15 protein-coding genes and 1 tRNA gene are annotated in these 19,393 nt (G+C 43.3%); 10 read left to right on the top strand and 6 right to left on the bottom strand.

Annotated elements, in window-relative coordinates:
• Positions 1-256: 256 nt before the first annotated feature.
• Positions 257-1,471 carry an argininosuccinate synthase gene (locus KHM83_RS02755; RefSeq protein WP_213235380.1) on the bottom strand — a complete coding sequence of 405 codons (1,215 nt, stop codon included), beginning with the start codon at positions 1,469-1,471 and terminating at the stop codon, positions 257-259.
• Between the two features lie 385 nt (positions 1,472-1,856).
• Between KHM83_RS02755 and argJ the strand changes: the two genes are divergently transcribed.
• The 3 genes from argJ to KHM83_RS02740 are packed head-to-tail and all read left to right on the top strand — an operon-like array spanning position 1,857 to position 5,140.
• Positions 1,857-3,080 carry a bifunctional glutamate N-acetyltransferase/amino-acid acetyltransferase ArgJ gene (gene argJ / locus KHM83_RS02750; RefSeq protein WP_213235379.1) on the top strand — a complete coding sequence of 408 codons (1,224 nt, stop codon included), beginning with the start codon at positions 1,857-1,859 and terminating at the stop codon, positions 3,078-3,080.
• Between the two features lie 20 nt (positions 3,081-3,100).
• Positions 3,101-3,940: an acetylglutamate kinase gene (gene argB / locus KHM83_RS02745; protein ID WP_246542838.1), complete on the top strand. Its 840-nt coding sequence runs from the start codon at positions 3,101-3,103 to the stop codon at positions 3,938-3,940.
• Between the two features lie 18 nt (positions 3,941-3,958).
• The gene (locus KHM83_RS02740; RefSeq protein WP_246542837.1) at positions 3,959-5,140 is read left to right on the top strand and encodes an aspartate aminotransferase family protein; all 1,182 of its coding nucleotides are present in this window, start codon (positions 3,959-3,961) and stop codon (positions 5,138-5,140) included.
• A 170-nt stretch (positions 5,141-5,310) separates the two neighbouring features.
• On the opposite strand, the gene KHM83_RS02735 is transcribed toward KHM83_RS02740, so the two are convergent.
• The 5 genes from KHM83_RS02735 to KHM83_RS02715 all read right to left on the bottom strand — a co-directional run bounded on the left by KHM83_RS02735 (position 5,311) and on the right by KHM83_RS02715 (position 11,199).
• A complete protein-coding gene (locus KHM83_RS02735; RefSeq protein WP_213235376.1) occupies positions 5,311-8,307 on the bottom strand; it encodes an ATP-binding protein in 2,997 nt (998 codons plus the stop codon).
• Positions 8,288-9,391 carry an HD domain-containing phosphohydrolase gene (locus tag KHM83_RS02730; protein WP_213235375.1) on the bottom strand — a complete coding sequence of 368 codons (1,104 nt, stop codon included), beginning with the start codon at positions 9,389-9,391 and terminating at the stop codon, positions 8,288-8,290. The genes KHM83_RS02735 and KHM83_RS02730 overlap by 20 nt, the downstream gene beginning before the upstream one ends.
• Positions 9,392-9,673: 282 nt before the next feature.
• Positions 9,674-9,862, bottom strand: coding sequence for a hypothetical protein (locus KHM83_RS02725; RefSeq protein ID WP_213235374.1), 189 nt, complete (start codon positions 9,860-9,862; stop codon positions 9,674-9,676).
• 292 nt (positions 9,863-10,154) lie between these two features.
• Positions 10,155-10,231, bottom strand: a tRNA-Arg gene (locus KHM83_RS02720).
• Between the two features lie 113 nt (positions 10,232-10,344).
• Positions 10,345-11,199 (bottom strand): exonuclease domain-containing protein, encoded by an 855-nt coding sequence (locus KHM83_RS02715; protein WP_213235373.1) that lies wholly within the window; start codon positions 11,197-11,199, stop codon positions 10,345-10,347.
• A gap of 174 nt (positions 11,200-11,373) precedes the next feature.
• Here KHM83_RS02715 and KHM83_RS02710 point away from each other — a divergent pair, with 174 nt between their 5' ends.
• From KHM83_RS02710 to KHM83_RS02680, 7 genes are all read left to right on the top strand, one after another.
• A complete protein-coding gene (locus tag KHM83_RS02710) occupies positions 11,374-12,471 on the top strand; it encodes an ABC transporter substrate-binding protein (protein WP_213235372.1) in 1,098 nt (365 codons plus the stop codon).
• 53 nt (positions 12,472-12,524) lie between these two features.
• Positions 12,525-13,274, top strand: a complete 750-nt coding sequence (locus KHM83_RS02705) for an ABC transporter permease (RefSeq protein ID WP_213235371.1) — start codon at positions 12,525-12,527, stop codon at positions 13,272-13,274.
• 66 nt (positions 13,275-13,340) lie between these two features.
• The gene (locus KHM83_RS02700) at positions 13,341-14,009 is read left to right on the top strand and encodes an ABC transporter ATP-binding protein (RefSeq protein ID WP_213235370.1); all 669 of its coding nucleotides are present in this window, start codon (positions 13,341-13,343) and stop codon (positions 14,007-14,009) included.
• A gap of 151 nt (positions 14,010-14,160) precedes the next feature.
• Positions 14,161-14,865, top strand: a complete 705-nt coding sequence (locus tag KHM83_RS02695) for a response regulator transcription factor (RefSeq protein ID WP_213235369.1) — start codon at positions 14,161-14,163, stop codon at positions 14,863-14,865.
• Positions 14,862-16,091, top strand: a complete 1,230-nt coding sequence (locus KHM83_RS02690; protein ID WP_213235368.1) for a sensor histidine kinase — start codon at positions 14,862-14,864, stop codon at positions 16,089-16,091. Before KHM83_RS02695 ends, KHM83_RS02690 begins: the two co-directional genes overlap by 4 nt.
• Positions 16,092-16,155: 64 nt before the next feature.
• Entirely contained in the window at positions 16,156-16,839 is a 684-nt protein-coding gene (locus KHM83_RS02685) for an ABC transporter ATP-binding protein (protein WP_213235367.1), read from the top strand.
• Complete coding sequence (locus tag KHM83_RS02680; protein WP_213235366.1) at positions 16,836-19,157, top strand: ABC transporter permease; 2,322 nt, start codon at positions 16,836-16,838, stop codon at positions 19,155-19,157. The genes KHM83_RS02685 and KHM83_RS02680 overlap by 4 nt, the downstream gene beginning before the upstream one ends.
• Positions 19,158-19,393 lie beyond the last annotated feature (236 nt).

The raw sequence follows: 19,393 nt of genomic DNA, 5'->3' as shown, positions 1-19,393 counted from the left end.
TCTATTATATAATACGTGATTGGGTTTTCCAATAGGCTTGCGCACGAGAACAATCGCGGTGTAAGCATTATTTGCCAATGGTTGCCGCAGAGGCTGCCTCGATGAACGGTGATACAGATCATTTTGATGCCAATGATAAGCTTTGCTTTAGTGGTGGGAAAACACATAAACAGATATAAAAGTCGCATCTGCTGGGCAGATGCGACATGTTGATGTGATTTGTATATCATGCTTTATAGAATGCTGTTGTTAAGCACTATTTTTCATTGCTTTTCTTCATCCATGCGCGGACGGCCATTGGCAGGCCGTAAAGATTAATAAAGCCTTCTGCATCTTTGTGACTGTAGAGTTCGCCAGTTTCGAAGCTGGAGAGTGATGCATTGTAAAGAGAATACGGTGATGTGGCACCTGCCATGATGATATTGCCTTTATAGAGTTTTAATTTAACATCGCCGGTTACCGTTTCCTGTGTTGTATCAAAGAAAGTAGAAAGTGATTCCCTGAGCGGACTAAACCATTGGCCATTGTAGACGATATCGGCGAATTTTTGAGCTGCTGTGAGCTTGAAGCTGTAAGTTTCACGGTCAAGGCAGAGATGCTCAAGTGCTTCATGTGCTTTATAAAGGATTGTGCCGCCCGGTGTTTCGTATATACCTCTGGATTTCATCCCGACAACGCGGTTTTCGAGGAGGTCGATGGTACCAATGGCATGTTTACCGCCGAGTTCATTCAGCTTTTCCATAAGTGCCACAGGGCTATAAGCAGTACCGTCAATGGCAGTTGGTACGCCTTGCTCAAAGCTGATCGTTAAATATTCAGCTTTGTCAGGTGCATTTTCAACTGTACTGGAAATTTTGAGTATCTTTGAGTAATCAGCTTCAAATGAAGGGTCTTCAATTTCAAGACCTTCATGTGAAATATGCCAGAGGTTTTTATCGCGGCTATAGCTTTGTTCTGCACTAAAAGGTAGGAAAATCCCTTTTGAATGACAGTAGTCAATGGCATCTTGCCTTGATTGAATATCCCATAAACGCCATGGGGCAATGATTTTAAGTTCCGGTTTCAATGCCTTAATACCGAGTTCAAAGCGAACTTGGTCGTTTCCTTTACCTGTGGCACCGTGGCAGATCGCTTCTGCGCCTTCTTGGATAGCGATGTCAACGAGGACTTTTGAGATAAGCGGTCTTGCCATTGAAGTCCCTAGCAGGTATTCACTTTCATAAATAGCACCGGATTTAACGGTCGGCCAGATATAGTCTGTAACGAATTCTTCTGTAACATCAACGACAAAGACTTTTGCAGCACCTGAACCAAGTGCTCTTTCTTCCAACTTGTCCAATTCTTCAACACCTTGACCGACATTGACGCATACGGCGATAATATCATAATCGTAATTTTCTTTAAGCCATGGAATGATGGTCGTTGTATCCAGTCCGCCCGAGTAAGCGAGCACTACTTTTTTATTAGCCATAATTTTTCCCTCCGAGATTATCTTTCCTTTTAATACTAATTAATACTAAAATACTGATACTGATAAAGCCATTTTGGCATTCATTATTTTTTTAACACGTCAACACGTGTTTCAAGAAGCGTGATTAATTACTTTTGTTAGCATGATTATACAAAATAATAAATATAAATGCAAGAAAAATTTAAAAAATAGTTGCAAAAATATTTATGAATATGTATAATTATCAAAAGCAAGGCACCCGTTTTAGAAAAGTGACGTTCGGGATGTCTTACCTATAAGGAGAATAAAGATGATTTTTAACTTAAAATGCCTATTGCGGCGTCTTTAACAAAATGAATAATAAATGTATAAAGTCGAATAAATATGCAAAAATGGAGGTAATATAATGTTCAAGGTTATTCCAGGGTATATTAATAAGCCCGTAGGTTTTAAAGCCGCTGGTATGTTCAGTGGCATCAAGAAGGCAAAAAAAGATTTAGCAATGGTATATACATCATATCCGGCAGAAGTTGCATGTGTTTTCACGACAAATGTCGTGAAAGCAGCGCCGGTTTTGTGGAATAAGAACGTTTATGAATCAGGTGAAAAAGTATCAGCAATTGTTGTTAACAGCGGCAATGCCAACGCATGTACAGGCCTTCAGGGAATAGCGGACAACGAGACCATGGCGACTAAAACAGCAGCGCTCTTGGACTGTAAACCATCCGGTGTACTGGTCGCTTCAACAGGTGTTATTGGCGTTCCAATGCCAATGACAGTTATTGAGAAAGGCATTGATCAGATCGTTCCGAAGCTGAAAGAAGATGATGCATCTGGTCTTGAAGCAGCAGAAGCGATCATGACGACAGACACGTTTACAAAGACGATTTGTGTACAATTTGAAATTGAAGGCAAAACGGTTACCATTAGTGGTATGTCTAAGGGTTCGGGCATGATTCATCCGAATATGGCGACGATGCTGTCATTTGTTACGACGGATGCTGTGATTTCAAAAGCTGTCTTATCACAGATGCTGAAAGAAATTAATGAAGATACTTACAATATGATTTCTGTCGATGGCGATACGAGCACCAATGATATGGTATTGGTACTTGCGAATGGCGCTGTTGGTCATACGCCGATTGCAACCGGGACGCCGGCTTATGATGCATTTAAAGAAGCTTTTTATTATGTTCATGAAACATTGGCGAAGCAAATTGTTAAAGATGGCGAAGGCGCCAATAAATTAATAGAAGTTGCTGTCGAAGGTGCCAATAATACGATCGAAGCAAAGCAAATTGTAAAATCTGTTCTCACATCCAATCTTGTGAAGACGGCGCTTTTCGGCGAGGACGCCAACTGGGGCAGGGTACTCTGCGCGGCAGGCTATTCAGGCGCGGCGTTTGATCCAATGAAAGTTGATTTGTGGTTTTCAAGTGAGCAAGGTAAGATTCAGCTTTTGGCGAAGGGCGAACCCATTGTCTTTTCAGAAGATAAGGCGGCTGAGATTTTGTCCGCTGACGAAATTAAGATCGCATTAGCGTTGCAGGAAGGCGAAGGAAGCGCTGTTGGCTGGGGTTGTGACTTAAGCTATGAATACGTAAAAATAAACGGCGAGTACAGAAGCTGATGGAGGGTGGCGATCAAATCATGGACAAGGTAATTGATAAAGCAAAGATTTTAATTGAAGCGCTACCCTATATCAATGCTTTTAAAGGTAAAATTTTTGTCATTAAATACGGCGGCAGTGCGATGACAGATGAACGACTCAAAAGCCAGGTTTTAAGAGACGTGTCACTTTTAAAATCCGTTGGGATTCGCCCGGTCATCGTTCATGGGGGCGGGAAGGAAATCACAGCACTGCTCAAGGAAGTCGGTAAACCCTCTCATTTTGTCGATGGGATCCGGGCGACGACAGCCGAAGAAATTGAATACGTGGAAATGATGTTATCCGGTAAGATCAATAAAAGTGTTGTTGCGACACTGATGCAAAATGAATGTGAAGCTGTCGGCATCTCCGGTAGAGATGGTGGATTGCTTAAGACGGTTCCTTTTGATGCATCACAGCCCGCTTTTGAACGGGTGGGCCTCGTCACTGAAGTCAATGCTAAAGTGATTGAAACGCTTTTAGAGGCACAGTTTGTGCCGGTCATTTCACCAATTGGTGCAGATGCAGAAGGCAATGCGTTCAATGTCAATGCAGATGAAGCGGCGGCAGCAGTAGCCGGTGCTTTAAAAGCGGAGAAGCTCATCATGCTCACCGATGTTGACGGTGTGCTGAACGGCAAAGCGTTGATCAGTGAAATTACCATGAAACAGGCGGAAACCCTTATTGCCGAAGGCGTGATTACTGGTGGGATGATTCCCAAAATTGAATGCTGCATCAAAAGTGATGTGGAAAATGTGCATATCCTCAATGGCACGCTGGATCATGCAATATTGCTTGAGATCTTTACACAGCGTGGTGTCGGTACAAAAATTTTTAAATGAGACAACAGGAGGTTGATGATGGCGACAATCGATCAGGCAAAACAAGTGATTGCCAATACTTATGGCAGATTTCCAATCGTTTTCGAATCGGGAAGCGGTGTGACGTTAAAAGATGATTCCGGTAAGACATACTTAGACTTTGTAGCAGGTATCGCAGTGAATGCACTGGGCTATGGCGATGAAGGCTATGCAGAAGCATTAAAAGAGCAGGCGCTTAAAATGTGCCATGTCTCCAATCTCTATTGGAATGCGCAAAATATAGCCCTTTCGGAAAAATTGACAAAATGGTCGGGATTATCTAAGGCTTTTTATTGCAACAGTGGTGCAGAGGCCAATGAAGCGGCGCTCAAATTCGCAAGGCTCTATGGCGAGGATACGCGCTATGAAATTATTACCATGGCAAATTCCTTTCACGGCAGAACCATGGGTGCATTGACCATGACGGGTCAAACAAAATATCAAAAACACTTTTCGCCATTGATCGAAGGGGTTAAGTATGTACCTTATAACGATTCGGAAGCGTTAAAAGAAGCGGTAGGCGATCAAACGGTTGCCATCATGGTTGAAGTGATTCAAGGTGAAGGCGGCATTGTTACCATAGCGCCTGCCTTTGTCGAAACGATTAAATCACTTTGCAAAACACATGATTTGCTGTTGATTGTCGATGAAGTACAAACGGGGATTGCGAGAACCGGTCATTACTTTGGTTATCAGGCGTTCGGATTAGAACCGGATATTGTCTCCGTTGCAAAAGGTGTTGCCGGAGGCTTCCCAATGGGTGTTTCACTGGTCAGTGAACGCGTTGCGTCAAAGCTTTCGCCAAGTTGCCATGCATCGACATTTGGTGGTTCTGCGCTGGGAAGTGCAGCGGCTAATTACGTGTTGAATAAAATTGATGATGAAAATATGTTGGCGCATGTTAATGAAATGGGCGATGTTCTCAAAGCAAAATTAGAGGAACTTAAGGGCAAATATAGTATCATTAAAGAGCTGAAAGGCATGGGGCTTATTCAGGGCATTTTAATTGACGATGCGTTGCCGACAAGTGAGATTATTGGCAAGGCGATCGAGGAAGGATTACTGCTGGTTGGTGCAGGTCATCAAGTCATTCGCTTTGTGCCGCCGTTGATTGTCAAAGCTGAAGATATTGAAGCGATGGGCCAAATTCTGGACAAAGTACTTGCATCATTAACGGTTTAAAAACGCTTAAAATAAATGGATGATGACGCGAGAGCATACACAATCACACATCTAAAACGCCTGTACAATGGTAAGTGTACAGGCGTTTTCAACGTGGTGATATTTGATTAAAATGATATTGGCAGATCTGTTCAGCGGCAGTGGCTTTTCTGCATGATGCCATGCTTAAGCTAGTGGTCCTTTTCAATGCTGAGAATGGCATCAATTTCCATCAACAGCTGCGTGATTTGATGTTTAACAGTGACAAATGACTGATGAATAACAGCTTCATCGCCATCTTTCAACTGTGCTTGGAAATTAATTAATTCTTTATGCAATGTATCAGCACTGATACCGCCGGTGCTGCTTTTTAGTTTATGCACCATCTTTTCGGCGCTAACATAATCACCCTCTGAAAGTTTGTTTTCAAGTGTTGCGACAAATCCCTCATTTTCTTGTCGATAAACACTTAGAATGCGCTTGAGCTTATCCTTCGGCAGCCCTGTATGATGCAGTGCTTTTTGGAAGTCCATTACAGCAGAAGTGTGTTCTTCGAGTGCCTTGCGACTTTCATGTCGTTTGAGCGCCCCGTTATTCTCTGAGGTTTCAGAGGCTTCTGAATTGATGTCTTGGTCTCGATCAGTGCCTTGAACATCCGCTTTCATATACATTGCAATTTTCTCAATGAGCACATCGGGATCGAATGGTTTTAGAATATAGTCAACCATACCATGTGTATTTAGTTTTTCTAAAGTGTCTTCAATGACATCAGCTGTCATGGCTAGAATTGGCACCTCAGTTGAAAGTGCCTGAATGTGCTCAGAGGCTTCAAATCCGTTCATGATTGGCATGTGAAGATCCATTAATATCAGAGCGATATAGGCGTGGTGACGTTTATATTGTTCTATGGCTTCTTTGCCGTTATCGGCAACATAATACGTAATTTGGTGCTGTGCCAGTATTTCGGAGACAATCATCTGATTGGTTAGATTGTCATCGACAATCAGTATTTTATGGTAATCGTCGGCAAAGTGTTTTGAAATGTCTGACAGCGCATTTGACGTCGTTTTAAGGACTGATTTTTTAGCGTAGAATAATTCAACGATGGCATCGTAAAGGACTGACGTAATGACAGGATGAATCAGTGCGATGATATCTGGATCCCGTTGAAGATTCTCGATGGTCAAATCGTTGGTATAAGGAACCAATGCGATGATTTTAGGCTTGTTGACCAAATTGCCATTATTCATTATTTCATTGTAAAGTGCTGATTGATTGTCTGAGTAAGGATCAAAATCAACGATGACGAGATCGTAGGGCTTGACATATTTCCCGGCAGCTTCCCTGAGATGTTTGATAACCGCTTCTTCATCTGAAATGATATGGGCATTGATTCCCAAATTCTTTAGTGAGTTTATCAGAAAATTCAGTTGCGAAGGACGTTTCGTAAAGAAGATGGTTTGGATGTCGTTTAAATAATAGCGCTGGCGTTCCTTTTGATAAGCTTTTTCGCCTTCAACGTCCATTTCAAGAGGCAATTCAACGACAAATGAGGTACCTTCGCCTACTGTGCTGTAAACGTCAATTTTGCCATCCATTAATTCAACGAGTCGTTTAACAATAGAGAGACCGAGTCCAGTGCCGCCGTATTTACGAGATATACTGCCATCAGCTTGCTGAAAGGGTTGAAAGAGGTCGTTTAGCGCTTTTTTTGACATGCCAATGCCAGTATCGCTGATGATAAAGTTGAGAATATAGCGACCGGATTCTTTTGCACGTAATTTTATTTCAAAGGCAATTTCACCTTCCTCAGTAAACTTGACGGCGTTGTTGAGCAGGTTGATCAGCACTTGCTCAATGCGCTTGCGATCGCCGAAAAACATATTTGGAATTCCGGGTTCTTTGTAAAATCTAAAGTGAAGTTTCTTGCGATCCAGCGGGTAGGAAGTGATGATGATAATGTTTTGAATCAGATGATCGAGATCAAAGGTGATGCGTTCAATGGTCATCTTATCGGCGTCAATTTTTGAGTAATCTAAAATATCGTTGACGATATCGATAATCGCTTTGGATGATTTGACAATACGATTGACATAGGAAGTCTGTACGGCACTCATCTCTGTGTTTTTTAGAAGATGTGAGATACCGTAAATGGCATTGAGCGGTGTTCGAATTTCATGGGACATTCTAGCGAGAAAGTTGCTTTTTACTTGATTGGCGTACTCTGCATCCTTTTTCGCGATTGTCAATGCTTCTTCCACTAGCCGACGCGCAGCGATTTCTTTTTTTAATTTGACAATCCAGAAGGCCGATACAATGAAGAGCAATAGAATCAGTAGACCGGCAGCGACAAATCTTCGAATGAGTCCAGAGTAGTCCGGTTCAATATTGAGCGTGACCCATCGGCTGTTGATGGCTATTTTTTCTTCTTCGGGAATGTTGATGAGGACTTTATTGATAATGGGAATGAGCGGTGCCATTTCTTCTGAAGCGGCAAAGTGGAGGGTTTGAGATTCATCAGATTCAAAAGTGATCATCTTCAAATTGGTAAGGCCGTTTTTTCTGATGATATAATTTGTCGTCGCAAGATTGCCGACAAAGACGCGTTCTTTGCCGCTGGCAACTGCCGCCAGCGCTTTTTCTGCCGTTGGATAAAGTGATAGACTTAGTCCCTTCATTTGGCTCAAATAACTGTGGTGGGAACTATTTTCCTGAACGGCGACGACATAATGCGTAAGATTATCAATGCCGCGAATTTGTGATTCGGTATCACTGACGACAATGACGCGTTTAAAAGTATAGTAGGGATTGGAGAAATAAAAATCGGCTTCTCTACTTTCTGTTTTTGTGAGTGCCGGCAGCAGATCAATTTCACCTTCAAGTGCCATATTATAAATTTCCGGCCATTCAAATGCTTTTTCAATGTCAAAGGAGAGACCGGTTTCGTTTTGGATATAGGTTAAGTATTCACTGGCGATTCCCTCGTATCTGCCGCGATCATCAACGAATTCAAAAGGGACGAATTCGGTGTCGACGCCGACGTGAATTAACGGGTGCGCCGCAATAAAGTCCAGCTCATCCTGTGTAAAATAAATGTCTGAATCATTGGTATCTGCGAAACCGAAGGTGCTGAGCAACACAGCACTCATGAGCATAAGAGATACAATACTAGCAATAATCCGTTTCATCGTCATCATCCTCTACCAAGTATTTGTTGATCACTGCCAAAAAAGATTCTTTAACGTCTTGAAAAGCGTCGACAATTAGGGGATCAAAGTGTTTGCCGCGTTCGGCTGTGATCAAGCTTACAGTTTCTTCAAAATCATAAGCTTCTTTATAGACGCGTTTGTTGATGAGGGCATCGAAGACGTCGATAATGGCCATTAACCTACCGGCAAGCGGGATGGCATCCCCGGCAAGTCCTTTAGGATAACCGGAACCATCGTATTTTTCATGATGATAAGCGATGATTTCAATGGCGATTTTAATGAAATCAGGTGTTTCCTGTTCGCTGATCAGTTCATTTTGAAGTGCGTTTACGCCGCAGTCGACGTGCTGCTTCATGATTTCATATTCTTGAGGCGTCAATTTTCCGGGTTTCAATAATATGGCATCGCATATTCCAACTTTGCCAATATCGTGCAGGGGTGTTGTCGCGACGAGGAGATCTATGTAGTCATCTTTGAGGATGTCGGAGAAGATATGTTTATGCTTGAGATGATTGGCTAAGATAGACATCATTTCACGTGTTCGCTTTGTATGTTTACTCGTCTCAATATTACGGACTTCAAGAAGACTTACCAGTGCGTTAATGGTGATATCACGTGCATTAACGACTTCTCTCGTCTTTTGGTAGACCAGCTGATCTAATTTCTTATTGTCCATTTCAACTTCATTTTGCTGTTGAATCAGCTGCATGTGATTTTTTATGCGTACGAGGAGTGAAAGCATGTTTACGGGTTTACGTACATAATCGACAGCACCGAGCTCCAGCCCTTTAATCTCATTGTCAACTTCTTCGTAATTCGTCAAAATAATGACGCGGATATTTTCAAATTCCGGTGTGTTGTTAATGGTTTCAAGCACTTCGAAGCCGCTCATATCGGGCATGTTTAAATCGAGGATGACCAATTGGACACTTTTGTCGGTGCGAAGCTTTTCAAGTGCTTCACTACCGCCCTCTGCGGTGATTGTCTCATAATCAGCAAGCATTTCTTGTATCATGATCCTGTCTATTAGAGAATCATCTACAATGAGTATTCTTGATAGCATAACGGTCTCCTTTGGCTAAATAGACGGGCGATTACGAATGCATAATATCTGTTAAAAAGGCATACCCAAATAACGGCAATCTATGCAGTGTAAAGTGAATAAAGGCGGCAGTGAATGCATGATAGATATCTTATTTTGTCAATTAAGAACATTCTATCACAAAATAGGTCTAAATACCTATTACAAAATACGAATACCACAGTTAGATTTATAGTTAGATTTAATGAATAACAAAAGTGTTCGGCAGCGCAGAGCCTTTATATAGGATTATAAAAGATGCTTCTATACATGGCGTTGGCGAATGGAAGCGACATAGCGTTTTACTTCTTCTACTTCCATATCCGTTAAGCCGCTTAAAGAAATTGTTTTCGAACGATTTGTTTTTTTTCTCAAAAATAAAGTGAGTATGAGAACGACAAAGAGAACACTTATGATGATTGCCGTGATGAAGTAGAATGATAAAATTGCCATGAGAGGCCTCCTAACGATAAACAGTTATAAGGTAATTGAAGTTTTGTCTATAATTGATCCTTCGCGACAAGGGGTTGAATTGACGTACTATGAATAGTATATTATCGTGAAAGGATTAAAATTTGAAGGATACCAGTTTGTTATATACTGATTATAGCATAGGTATTTTGGCTTCACAGCAATTTTCGTTTTTTTCGGAAAAGACATGAATGAAGGGGGAAGTGACGAGCAAATGAGAAATAAGAAATAAGAAAACCCAAATCACTGCAAAACAATGATTTGGGTTTTTATATGGTGCACCCTACAGGGCTCGAACCTGTAACCAACGGATTCGAAGTCCGCTACTCTATCCAATTGAGCTAAGGATGCAAATACGCCGCAAGACATATTATACTATAAAGTAAAGCGATAATAAAGATTAAAATAAAGATATTTTCCAGAAAAAGCATCCTGTCAAAACACACTTTTGATAGATCACGGTATTATTCAGTGACGAATTGCAAAATTTGTGCTTTGAATTCGGGTTCCGTAAGGATGTGAATTGGAGCGCCTTTTTTGATCAGCTGATTTGCACGGTCAATTTTATGCGTTTTTTGGTTGCGTCTCGGTTTACCGACGATAAGGTAAGTTGTGTAGAAGGTAACATGATCAACAATTTTGAAACCGAGCTTAGAGGCAGTGTCCATTGCTTTTTTGCGCGGCATTTGGAGTGTTCCCGTAAAACATATCTGTTTGCCGAAGAAAGGGCCTTCTGGATTTGGTGCATAGGTAAGTTTTTCGTTTTCGAAACGAATGGTCTTCGGTTCACAAAGCTGTTGGTGATAGATTCCCTCAATGCTTTGATTCGGCAATTTTAATGCTTCTAAAACAATTTTTGCCGTGGCAGTGGCATCTTCACAAGCGTCGTGGTGCTTGAAGGTAATACCGAAAATATCAGAAAGTGCTTTGAGACCATAGCCGCAGTCCTTGTGTTCCGGCCAGAGTTTTCGCGCCATCCTGGATGAATCGAGCCATTTAATGGACAGCATTGGCAGATCGTAGCGACTGCACGATTGATCCATTGCCATTTGGTCAAAATTCGTATGCTGTACGACATATTGATCTGTTAAGATACTGCTGAGAAAATCATAGTGTGCCGGAAAAGTTTTGGCAGTGGAAACTTGCTCCTGTGTTATCCCGTGGACGCGCACATTGTGATACTCAAAAGGGCCTTCAGGGTCGATGAGAATGGACCATCTATTGACAATGTCGCCGTTTTTAACTTCGACGATTCCTATTTGACAGACACTGGCGGCTTCACGGTTGGCGGTTTCAACATCTAATACGAAAAAATGCATGATTGAGCTCCTTAAGTTTATCTACTTTAATAGTATACGCTTTTTTTTGTGAACACGCCAATTTTTCCCATCATTTTTTATGATTTACGGGTTTTGCGGCAATGAGATCAACTGACAGATATGCTATAATTGATGTGGCAAGGATGTATCTTAAGAACAGTAAGGGGATTGCAAATGCGTAGAAACAGCGGATCATTTGATGGCAGTCATATGACTGAAGATAGAAAAAGATATGTGATGAGCGGTGATGGCGATCATGATTGGAAAAAGCGACTTCATTTAAAAATGAGACGGAAGCATGTGAGCTTGGTACGACGTTATAGAATGTGTGCATTTTTAGCAGCTTTGTTTGTCATGACAGTGATGACGGGCTGCAACGATACAGCTAAAGAAACAAACAAATTGGTAATTGCCGATCAATTTGGTTTGGCATACGCACCGATTGAAGTGCTTAAGGAGACGCCGATTCTAACAGATGTCCTCAAGGCACACGGTCTTGAAGATGTGACAGTCGAGTGGGTGAGAATGGGAAATACCGCAGCGATAAGAGAGGCCATGGTCGCTGGACAGCTCGATATTGGTTTTGTAGCGATTCCGCCATTTTTACTGGGGCGTGAAGGCGGCATGGACTGGAAAATTATATCCGGGATCTCGGAGAGTCCCGTTGGACTCGTTGCAAAGGAAGATGGTACCAGCTTCGAGACAATTGATGGCTCAAAGCGCATTATTCTGCCGCAGCTCGGGAGTGTTCAACACATTTTATTGGCGATGGCATCGGAACGCACTTTTGGCGATGCGACGGCACTCGATGCGCAAGTTGTGGCGATGACGCATCCTGACGGGATGACGGCGATGCTGAGTGATACGGATTCCTATTTGCATTTTACAACACCGCCCTATTTGGAGCAGGAACTGGCAGATTCTCAGTTTACAACGCTGATTGACGGCGAAACGTGTTTTGGCGGTCCGTTTACATTTATCGTTGGAATATGTCCAGAACGCGTGTATGCGAAGACTGAATTGTACACGGCTTTTTCAGAAGCACTTGATCAGGCGATTGATTATCTCAATGCGTCACCTGATGAAGCGTCGGCACTTTTAAAACAGGCTTACGAATATCCAGAGGATGTTATTGATGCTGTTTTAGAAGATCCGAGCATGCGGTTTTCATCGGAAGTCAATGGACTCGAGCATTTTCAGTCTTTTATGGCGGAAATGGGACTTCTGGAAACGGTAGAATCCTCAGGAGGACTATTCTGGGATGAGCAATAAAAAGCGCAAAAGCAATATTGCAAACAGCAGATAGAATTGGAGGCATTTGACAGATGAAGAGGTGGATGCAGTCACCGTTGATGACCTTTGCTGTAATCATAGCTGTCTGGGAGGGGATTGCCCTTGCACAGTGGTTTCCGGAAACACTGTTTCCCAGTGTTGATACGGTAGTGAAAGCACTTATAAAGCTTGGCGCTGAAGGGGCACTAATCAGTCGAATCGCGTATAGTATTGGCATCATCTTGATGTCCATGGTCATGAGTTTATTGGCGGCAGCTGTTCTCCTATGGCTGTCAACGCGTTATAAGAGTATGGCACGGCAAATTGGTTATTTAGAAGCGATTTTTAACCCGCTCCCCGGCATGGCAGTATTGCCGCTAGTCATTTTATGGGTTGGTGTAACCCATAAAGGGATGCTGCTGATTATGATGCACGCGATGGTATGGCCTATTTGGGCACAAATGCGCGTCCGATTTGATGCGCTAAAACAGACCTATGCCGCTTTTATGAAAGCCTATAGCATTACAGGTTTACGTGCGGGGTACCATGTCTATTTTTGCGGTTCTGTCGGTGAGTTGCTGTCTTCGATAAAGACGGCGTGGAGCAGAGGGTGGCGTGCCTTAATTAGTATCGAAATGGTTTTTGGCATGGTAGGGACGCACACGGGTCTTGGCTGGCTGATCTACGAGCGAAGAATGTACATGGATACTGCGGGACTTTATGGCGTACTGCTGGTTATTGCACTGATTGGCGTGGCAGTCGAACAGGGACTTCGCACAATAGAGGATCGCTTTCGTTCATAAAGAACAAAGAACGATCGTACAAGCGATTGATGTTTAAAGAGGCATGATGTTTATAAGGAGATCGGTATGCGCGAGGAGATAGATCATCAGCTGCCGCTGATTAAAATAGAGAACCTAACGAAACGCTATCAGGATACGACGATTCTTTCGGCACTTTCATTTTACTTGGCGCCGGAAGAGGTATTGGTAATCATGGGACCGTCAGGGATTGGCAAAAGCACGCTCCTTAGCATTTTAGCGAATCTTGAGTCTTATGATGGGGGGCACATCCAGTATGATTCGCGTCTTTTTGATCGTATAGCTGTACCGTTGCCAGTGGTTTTTCAGGGAACGGAAACACTGATGCCATGGATGACTGTGATGCAGCATTTATTGCTGGTTGCCCCTAACCTTGAAGAGGCGGAAACACGGCAGATACTGGAGCGTGTTGCGCTCTGGGAGCATCGTTTAAAAAAACCGTCTGAACTCTCCGGGGGCATGAAACAGCGGTTGGCTTTTGCTCGGGCGCTTGCCTGTCAGTCAAAGGTTATTTTGATGGATGAGCCCTTTACGGGATTGGATGAAGCACTTAAAGAATCGCTTTATCAATTGCTAAAAGAAGTGCAGCGCGAACGCGGACTGAGCATCATCTTGGTAACACATGATACGAGAGAGGCTGAAAAGCTCGGCAATCGGATTTTGGAGCTTAAATCGGCAGAGATGCTTATTGAGAAAATACCGGGTTCTAGCGATTGACTTAAAGCAGGCGGCAATAAAGCCGTGCCAATAAATTGATGATCATTAATCAAGGGGCATCAACAGGTACCCCGCATCTAGTTGTTGCGTTGATTAATGTTGAAGAGATGAGGGAATCAAAGAATCGCACGAAGAAAGGTGGCGTTGACAAATGACGCGAAAAATCATGTTGCTGGAAGATGACAAGAGCTTGATTGATGGCTTGATGTACACACTCTCTAAAGAGGGATATGAGGTCGTGGTTGCTCAGACGATTGCTGAGGCGGCGAAGATATTGGCTGTACAGCGATTTGATTTGCTGTTGCTGGATGTGACGCTGCCGGACGGCACTGGATTTGAGCTTTGCAAAGATGTCAGGGATCGCGGCAATCGCGTACCGATTATTTTTCTAACAGCATCAGACCAAGAGCTGAGCGTGATTAGAGGACTAGACAGCGGCGGGGACGATTACATAACGAAGCCTTTTAAAATTGGTGAATTGCAGTCCCGAATTAGGGCACTGCTTAGGAGAGCAGAACAGAGGGGGACAGGGCCGTCAGAGGTAGAGCCCATCGTTTCTGGGGATATCTATGTGGACCTTGTAAACCATCAAGTCATGCGAAGTGGTGAACCGCTAAACCTAACCGCTGCAGAATACAGACTGCTAGTTCTTTTTTTAAGGCATACAGGACAAGTGCTGACACGGCAGAAGATATTAGAGGCGCTTTGGGATCACGCAGGCGATTTTGTTGATGATAATACGCTATCAGTCTACGTCAGACGATTACGAGAAAAAGTCGAGCTGAATCCATCCAAGCCTGAGCGGCTTGTAACGGTGAGGGGATTTGGCTATCAGTGGCAAGAGGTGATGCAATGATCATGCAATGGGATCGCGGCAGTCGGTACTTTTTTATAGGGCTTGTTCTGATGACTTGTCTGGTAATTATCAGTACGGGTATGATGACCATGAAGCAGGCAGAATCCATGAAAGCGGTATTGCTGTCCCATGACAGTGCGGTTGCCAGTGCTTTAATGGAAGCGGGGGTTTCGTCAGAAATTATTGCAAAAGCGCTGACATCAACGGTAGTGAGTGATGACGGTTCACATCTTCTCCGTCAAATGGGACAGTTGGAGTCGATGTCATATACCAATGCCGACGATTTGTCGATTCTGATCGCGGCAGGGATTACACGGCGGATGCCGGGAACGATACTCTGGGGAATGGTAATGCTCGGCGGAGGCTATTTCTTTATAGAAAGACGGGAACGGCTTTTTAAATCCGTTACACATCAGTTGCAGTCCTTCATGGAAGGCAATTATCACAGCTGTTTACCCAGCCTTGACGAGGGTGGGCTCTATAAAATGTTTGCAGCAATTGATGAACTGGCGTCGACATTGTCGGCGAAAAATGATGCCGAACGTGAAGCAAAGCAGTTTCTAAAGGCAATGCTTTCGGATATCTCGCATCAGTTGAAGACACCGTTGACAGCCCTTAGTATGTACAATGAGATTATACTGGATGAACCCGAAAATGTAACGGCCGTCACATCGTTTTCTAAAAAGATTGATCATACATTGACACATATGTCGCAGTTGATTCAAGCGCTTCTGAAGATTACGAGGCTCGATGCAGGCAGTGTGCACTTTGAACAGTCGGTCTATACCGTTCGTGAATTGGCAGAGCAGGCGGTTGATCCGCTGATGTTGCGCGCGGAGAAAGAAGAAAAACGCATTATACTGGATATTGCACCGGATATTACACTTTATTGTGATCTTATGTGGACGCGTGAAGCAATTGCCAATATTGTTAAAAATGCACTGGATTATTCAGAGCGTGGCATGACGGTTACACTTACCTGTGAAAAGACAGCGACCGCGGTTCGGTTAATGATTACTGACAATGGACCGGGTATTGCGCCCGAATCAATTTACCATGTATTTAAACGATTTTACAGACAGCCAAAAGCAAAAGAAACACAGGGGGTTGGCCTCGGACTGTCGCTTTCGAAAGCAATTACAGAAGGGCAGGGTGGTGTGTTGACTGTTCAGAGCACATTAGGCGAAGGCAGCACTTTTTCAATGACCTTCCTTACAGAAATGTAAGCTTATTTTCACCGACCTGTAAGCTTTGTTTGTTATGCTTTCATAGAAGGAGGCAGTTACGTATATGGAAATTTTAAACATAGAGAATCTCAGTAAAATTTATGGACGCGGCGATACGGAGGTTAAAGCACTGACAGATGTATCCTTTTCAATGAAAAAAGGAGAGTTTGCCGCTGTCGTTGGCGAATCCGGTTCTGGAAAGAGTACGCTCTTGAACTGTATTGGCGGTTTGGATAACCCTTCTAATGGGAAGGTGTTGATTAATGGTGAGGACTTATTTGCCATGACAGAGCGACAGCGAACGATTTTCAGGCGACGCCATATTGGTTTTGTCTTTCAGTCTTTCCAGCTTGTTCCCGAGTTAACGGTTGAGCAGAACATTGTCTTTCCATTGCTCTTGGATGATAAAACACCTGATCGTGCAATGGTGGAGGATATTTTAAAAGTGCTTGGTTTAGGTGATCGGCGAAATCATTTACCAAGCCAGCTTTCAGGTGGGCAGCAACAGCGCGTCGCCATAGGCAGAGCGCTTATCCATCAGCCGATGCTGATCTTGGCAGATGAGCCCACCGGCAATCTTGACAGCCGAAACAGCCGTGAAGTACTTGCGCTTTTATTATCCGCAGCACGACGTTACCAGCAGACAATTTTAATGATTACACACAATGTCAATTTAACGACATCTGTAGATCGTGTTTTAAAAGTGACTGATGGCATCCTTGAAGACTTGGGGGGCGTGAAGGCATGAAACACTATCTTGACCTCATTCCAATAGTTGATAAAGCACACAGCCGACGCCGACTAATGACGAAACTGTGCATCGTTTTATCCGTCTTTCTCGTCACTGCAATTTTTGGGATGGCAGATATGGAAATGCGCAGCCAGTATTTGCAGATTTCAAAAGATGAGGGAAACTGGCACATGCTTCTCACAGATATTGATGAGGAGACGGCAGCTATTATCGCCACACGTCCCGAAGTTGAACATGCGGGATGGTATGTATCTTTCGCTAGTGACAGCGATTCGCTTTTGGGAAAACCGCTCTATAATGCAGGCATGTCTGCTGAAGTGCTTAGAAATATTTTTCTAACGGATTTGGTAGAGGGAACCTATCCTAAACATTCGGATGAAGTGGCACTTTCACGCAATGTGAGAGATCAAACAGCGCTTCGGACAGGTGATTTTGTCACCTTGCCTTCACCATCCGGTGGAACACAGTCTTTTCGCATTACAGGTTTTATGGACAACACGGCAAATTTACTCAATAAGGATGCCTATGGCATGCTGCTTGATGTGACGACTGCAAAAACCTATGTGAACAGCACGTCTTTTCGACAGCAATATATGATTCAATTTTCAAAACATACCAATATGCGGAAAGCCATAGCTGAAATCAGAACAGCATTCGATTTAACCGACGATCAAATTAACTTAAATGAAAAACTATTGGGTGTTTTAGGCCAAAGCGATTATAGTTATATGAAGCAATTATATATAGTGGCTGGCGTACTTGGCATCGTGGTACTCCTAGCAGGCGTCATGATGATTGCCAGCAATTTAAACAGTGATATCATGCAGCGTACATCTTTTTTCGGCATGTTGAGATGCCTAGGGGCAACGAAGCGGCAAGTGATGCGCTTTGTACGATTGGAAGCACTCTCGTGGTGTAAAATGACGATCCCAATTGGGGTCTTGTCGGGAACCGTTGTCACTTGGTTTTTAAGCGCAATCCTGAAATGGCTGACACCGGTCTATTTTGATGAAATGCCTACGTTTGCCATCAGTTGGATTGGTGTTGGAGCAGGGGCGCTGATTGGTCTTTTAAGTGTATTGGCAGCTTCAAGTGCCCCTGCGCGGAAAGCGGCGCAGGTATCGCCGTTAATGGCGATCACGGGAAATGCCTATATGGACGGTACGGCAAAATCGGTGAAGTCAGCAGCCAAAACACAATATCTTAAAGTGGATACAGCACTGGGCGTACAGCATGCGTTCACCATGAAAAAAAATTATGCACTCATGCTTGGCTCATTTGGTTTGAGTATTATTCTCTTTTTGTGCTTTTCAGCGACGATTGATTTTTTAAACCATGCAATAGAGCCGCTAAGACCTTGGTCTGAAGATATTGTCATCCGGAGTACCAATGGTGACAATCGATTGCCTGCGGCATTGGTCGATCAAATCGGCGCTGAAGCGAATGTTAAACAAGTTTCCGGAAGTCGCTATTTGTATGATAAAGCGGATGACAACGGCAATGTATTCAAAGTGGTAACTTTAGATGAAGCACAGTGGCCGATGTTGAAACGCTATTTGTTGGATGGCACTGTAAATTCACTTCAAGACGGAGTGGACACTGCACTTCTGCTTTACAGTTCAGAAAATACGATGACTACGGGCGATGTCATCAATTTTGATGGTGCTGATGTTAGAATTATGGGTGTATTATCAGACAGCCCGGTCAATGCAACAAATGGCGCCATGACGCTCTTATGCTCAGAGGCGACATTAGATGCAATTGAAAAAGTTGATGGTTATGAACGCATTGACATTATTCTTGAACGCGGTGTATCGGAAATGGATGTTGCGGCGATCCGTGCGATGGTTGATCCGACGATGCATTTCTCAGACAATCGGCTGACAAATCGACAGGCAAGAGGTGCCTACTTTTCAATGGCGCTCTTTATCTACGGTTTTCTCGTAATCATTGCCTTAATTACACTGTTGAATATTGTCAACGGGATTAGCATTAGCGTATCGGCGAGAATCAAGCAGTATGGTATTATGCGTGCGATTGGCATGACCAAAGTGCAGATTATCCGGATGATTAGAGCAGAAACGATGACCTATGCTGTTTCGGGCAGTGTATTTGGCTGCATTGCAGGCCTGCCGCTGCATAGATGGTTATACAGTATGATGGTGACATCGTATTGGGGGACGCCGTGGTACGTGCCGATCCGTGCGGTGGCATTGATTGTGATCCTCGTACTGGCAACGTCAGTGATTGCCGTGTATGGTCCGTCAAAAAGGATTCACAATATGTCCGTTGTCGATACGATTGCAACATTATGACGTAATCATAACGCAATCATAACAAGGATGCGATAGATGACGGATGAATGATATAAATATTTTGAATGGCCTTAATTCTTTTAACGTCAAGGAATTAGGGCTGTTTTTTTGAGCTTAAAAATGGATGCTGTCAGCAAATAGGACTTAAAAAGATAGCTTAGAGCATAGAAGTCGGAAAAGTTTAAAAGCAATTAGCCCTTGGGATTGACGGAATAAATTGTTTGTCATATAATTAA

Origin of the sequence: Fusibacter paucivorans (assembly GCF_018390735.1) — a bacterium.
In the GTDB taxonomy this organism is placed as follows: domain Bacteria; phylum Bacillota; class Clostridia; order Peptostreptococcales; family Acidaminobacteraceae; genus Fusibacter; species Fusibacter paucivorans.
The sequence above is the reverse complement of the archived record's forward strand: the minus strand, read 5'-3'. Positions and strand labels throughout refer to the sequence as shown.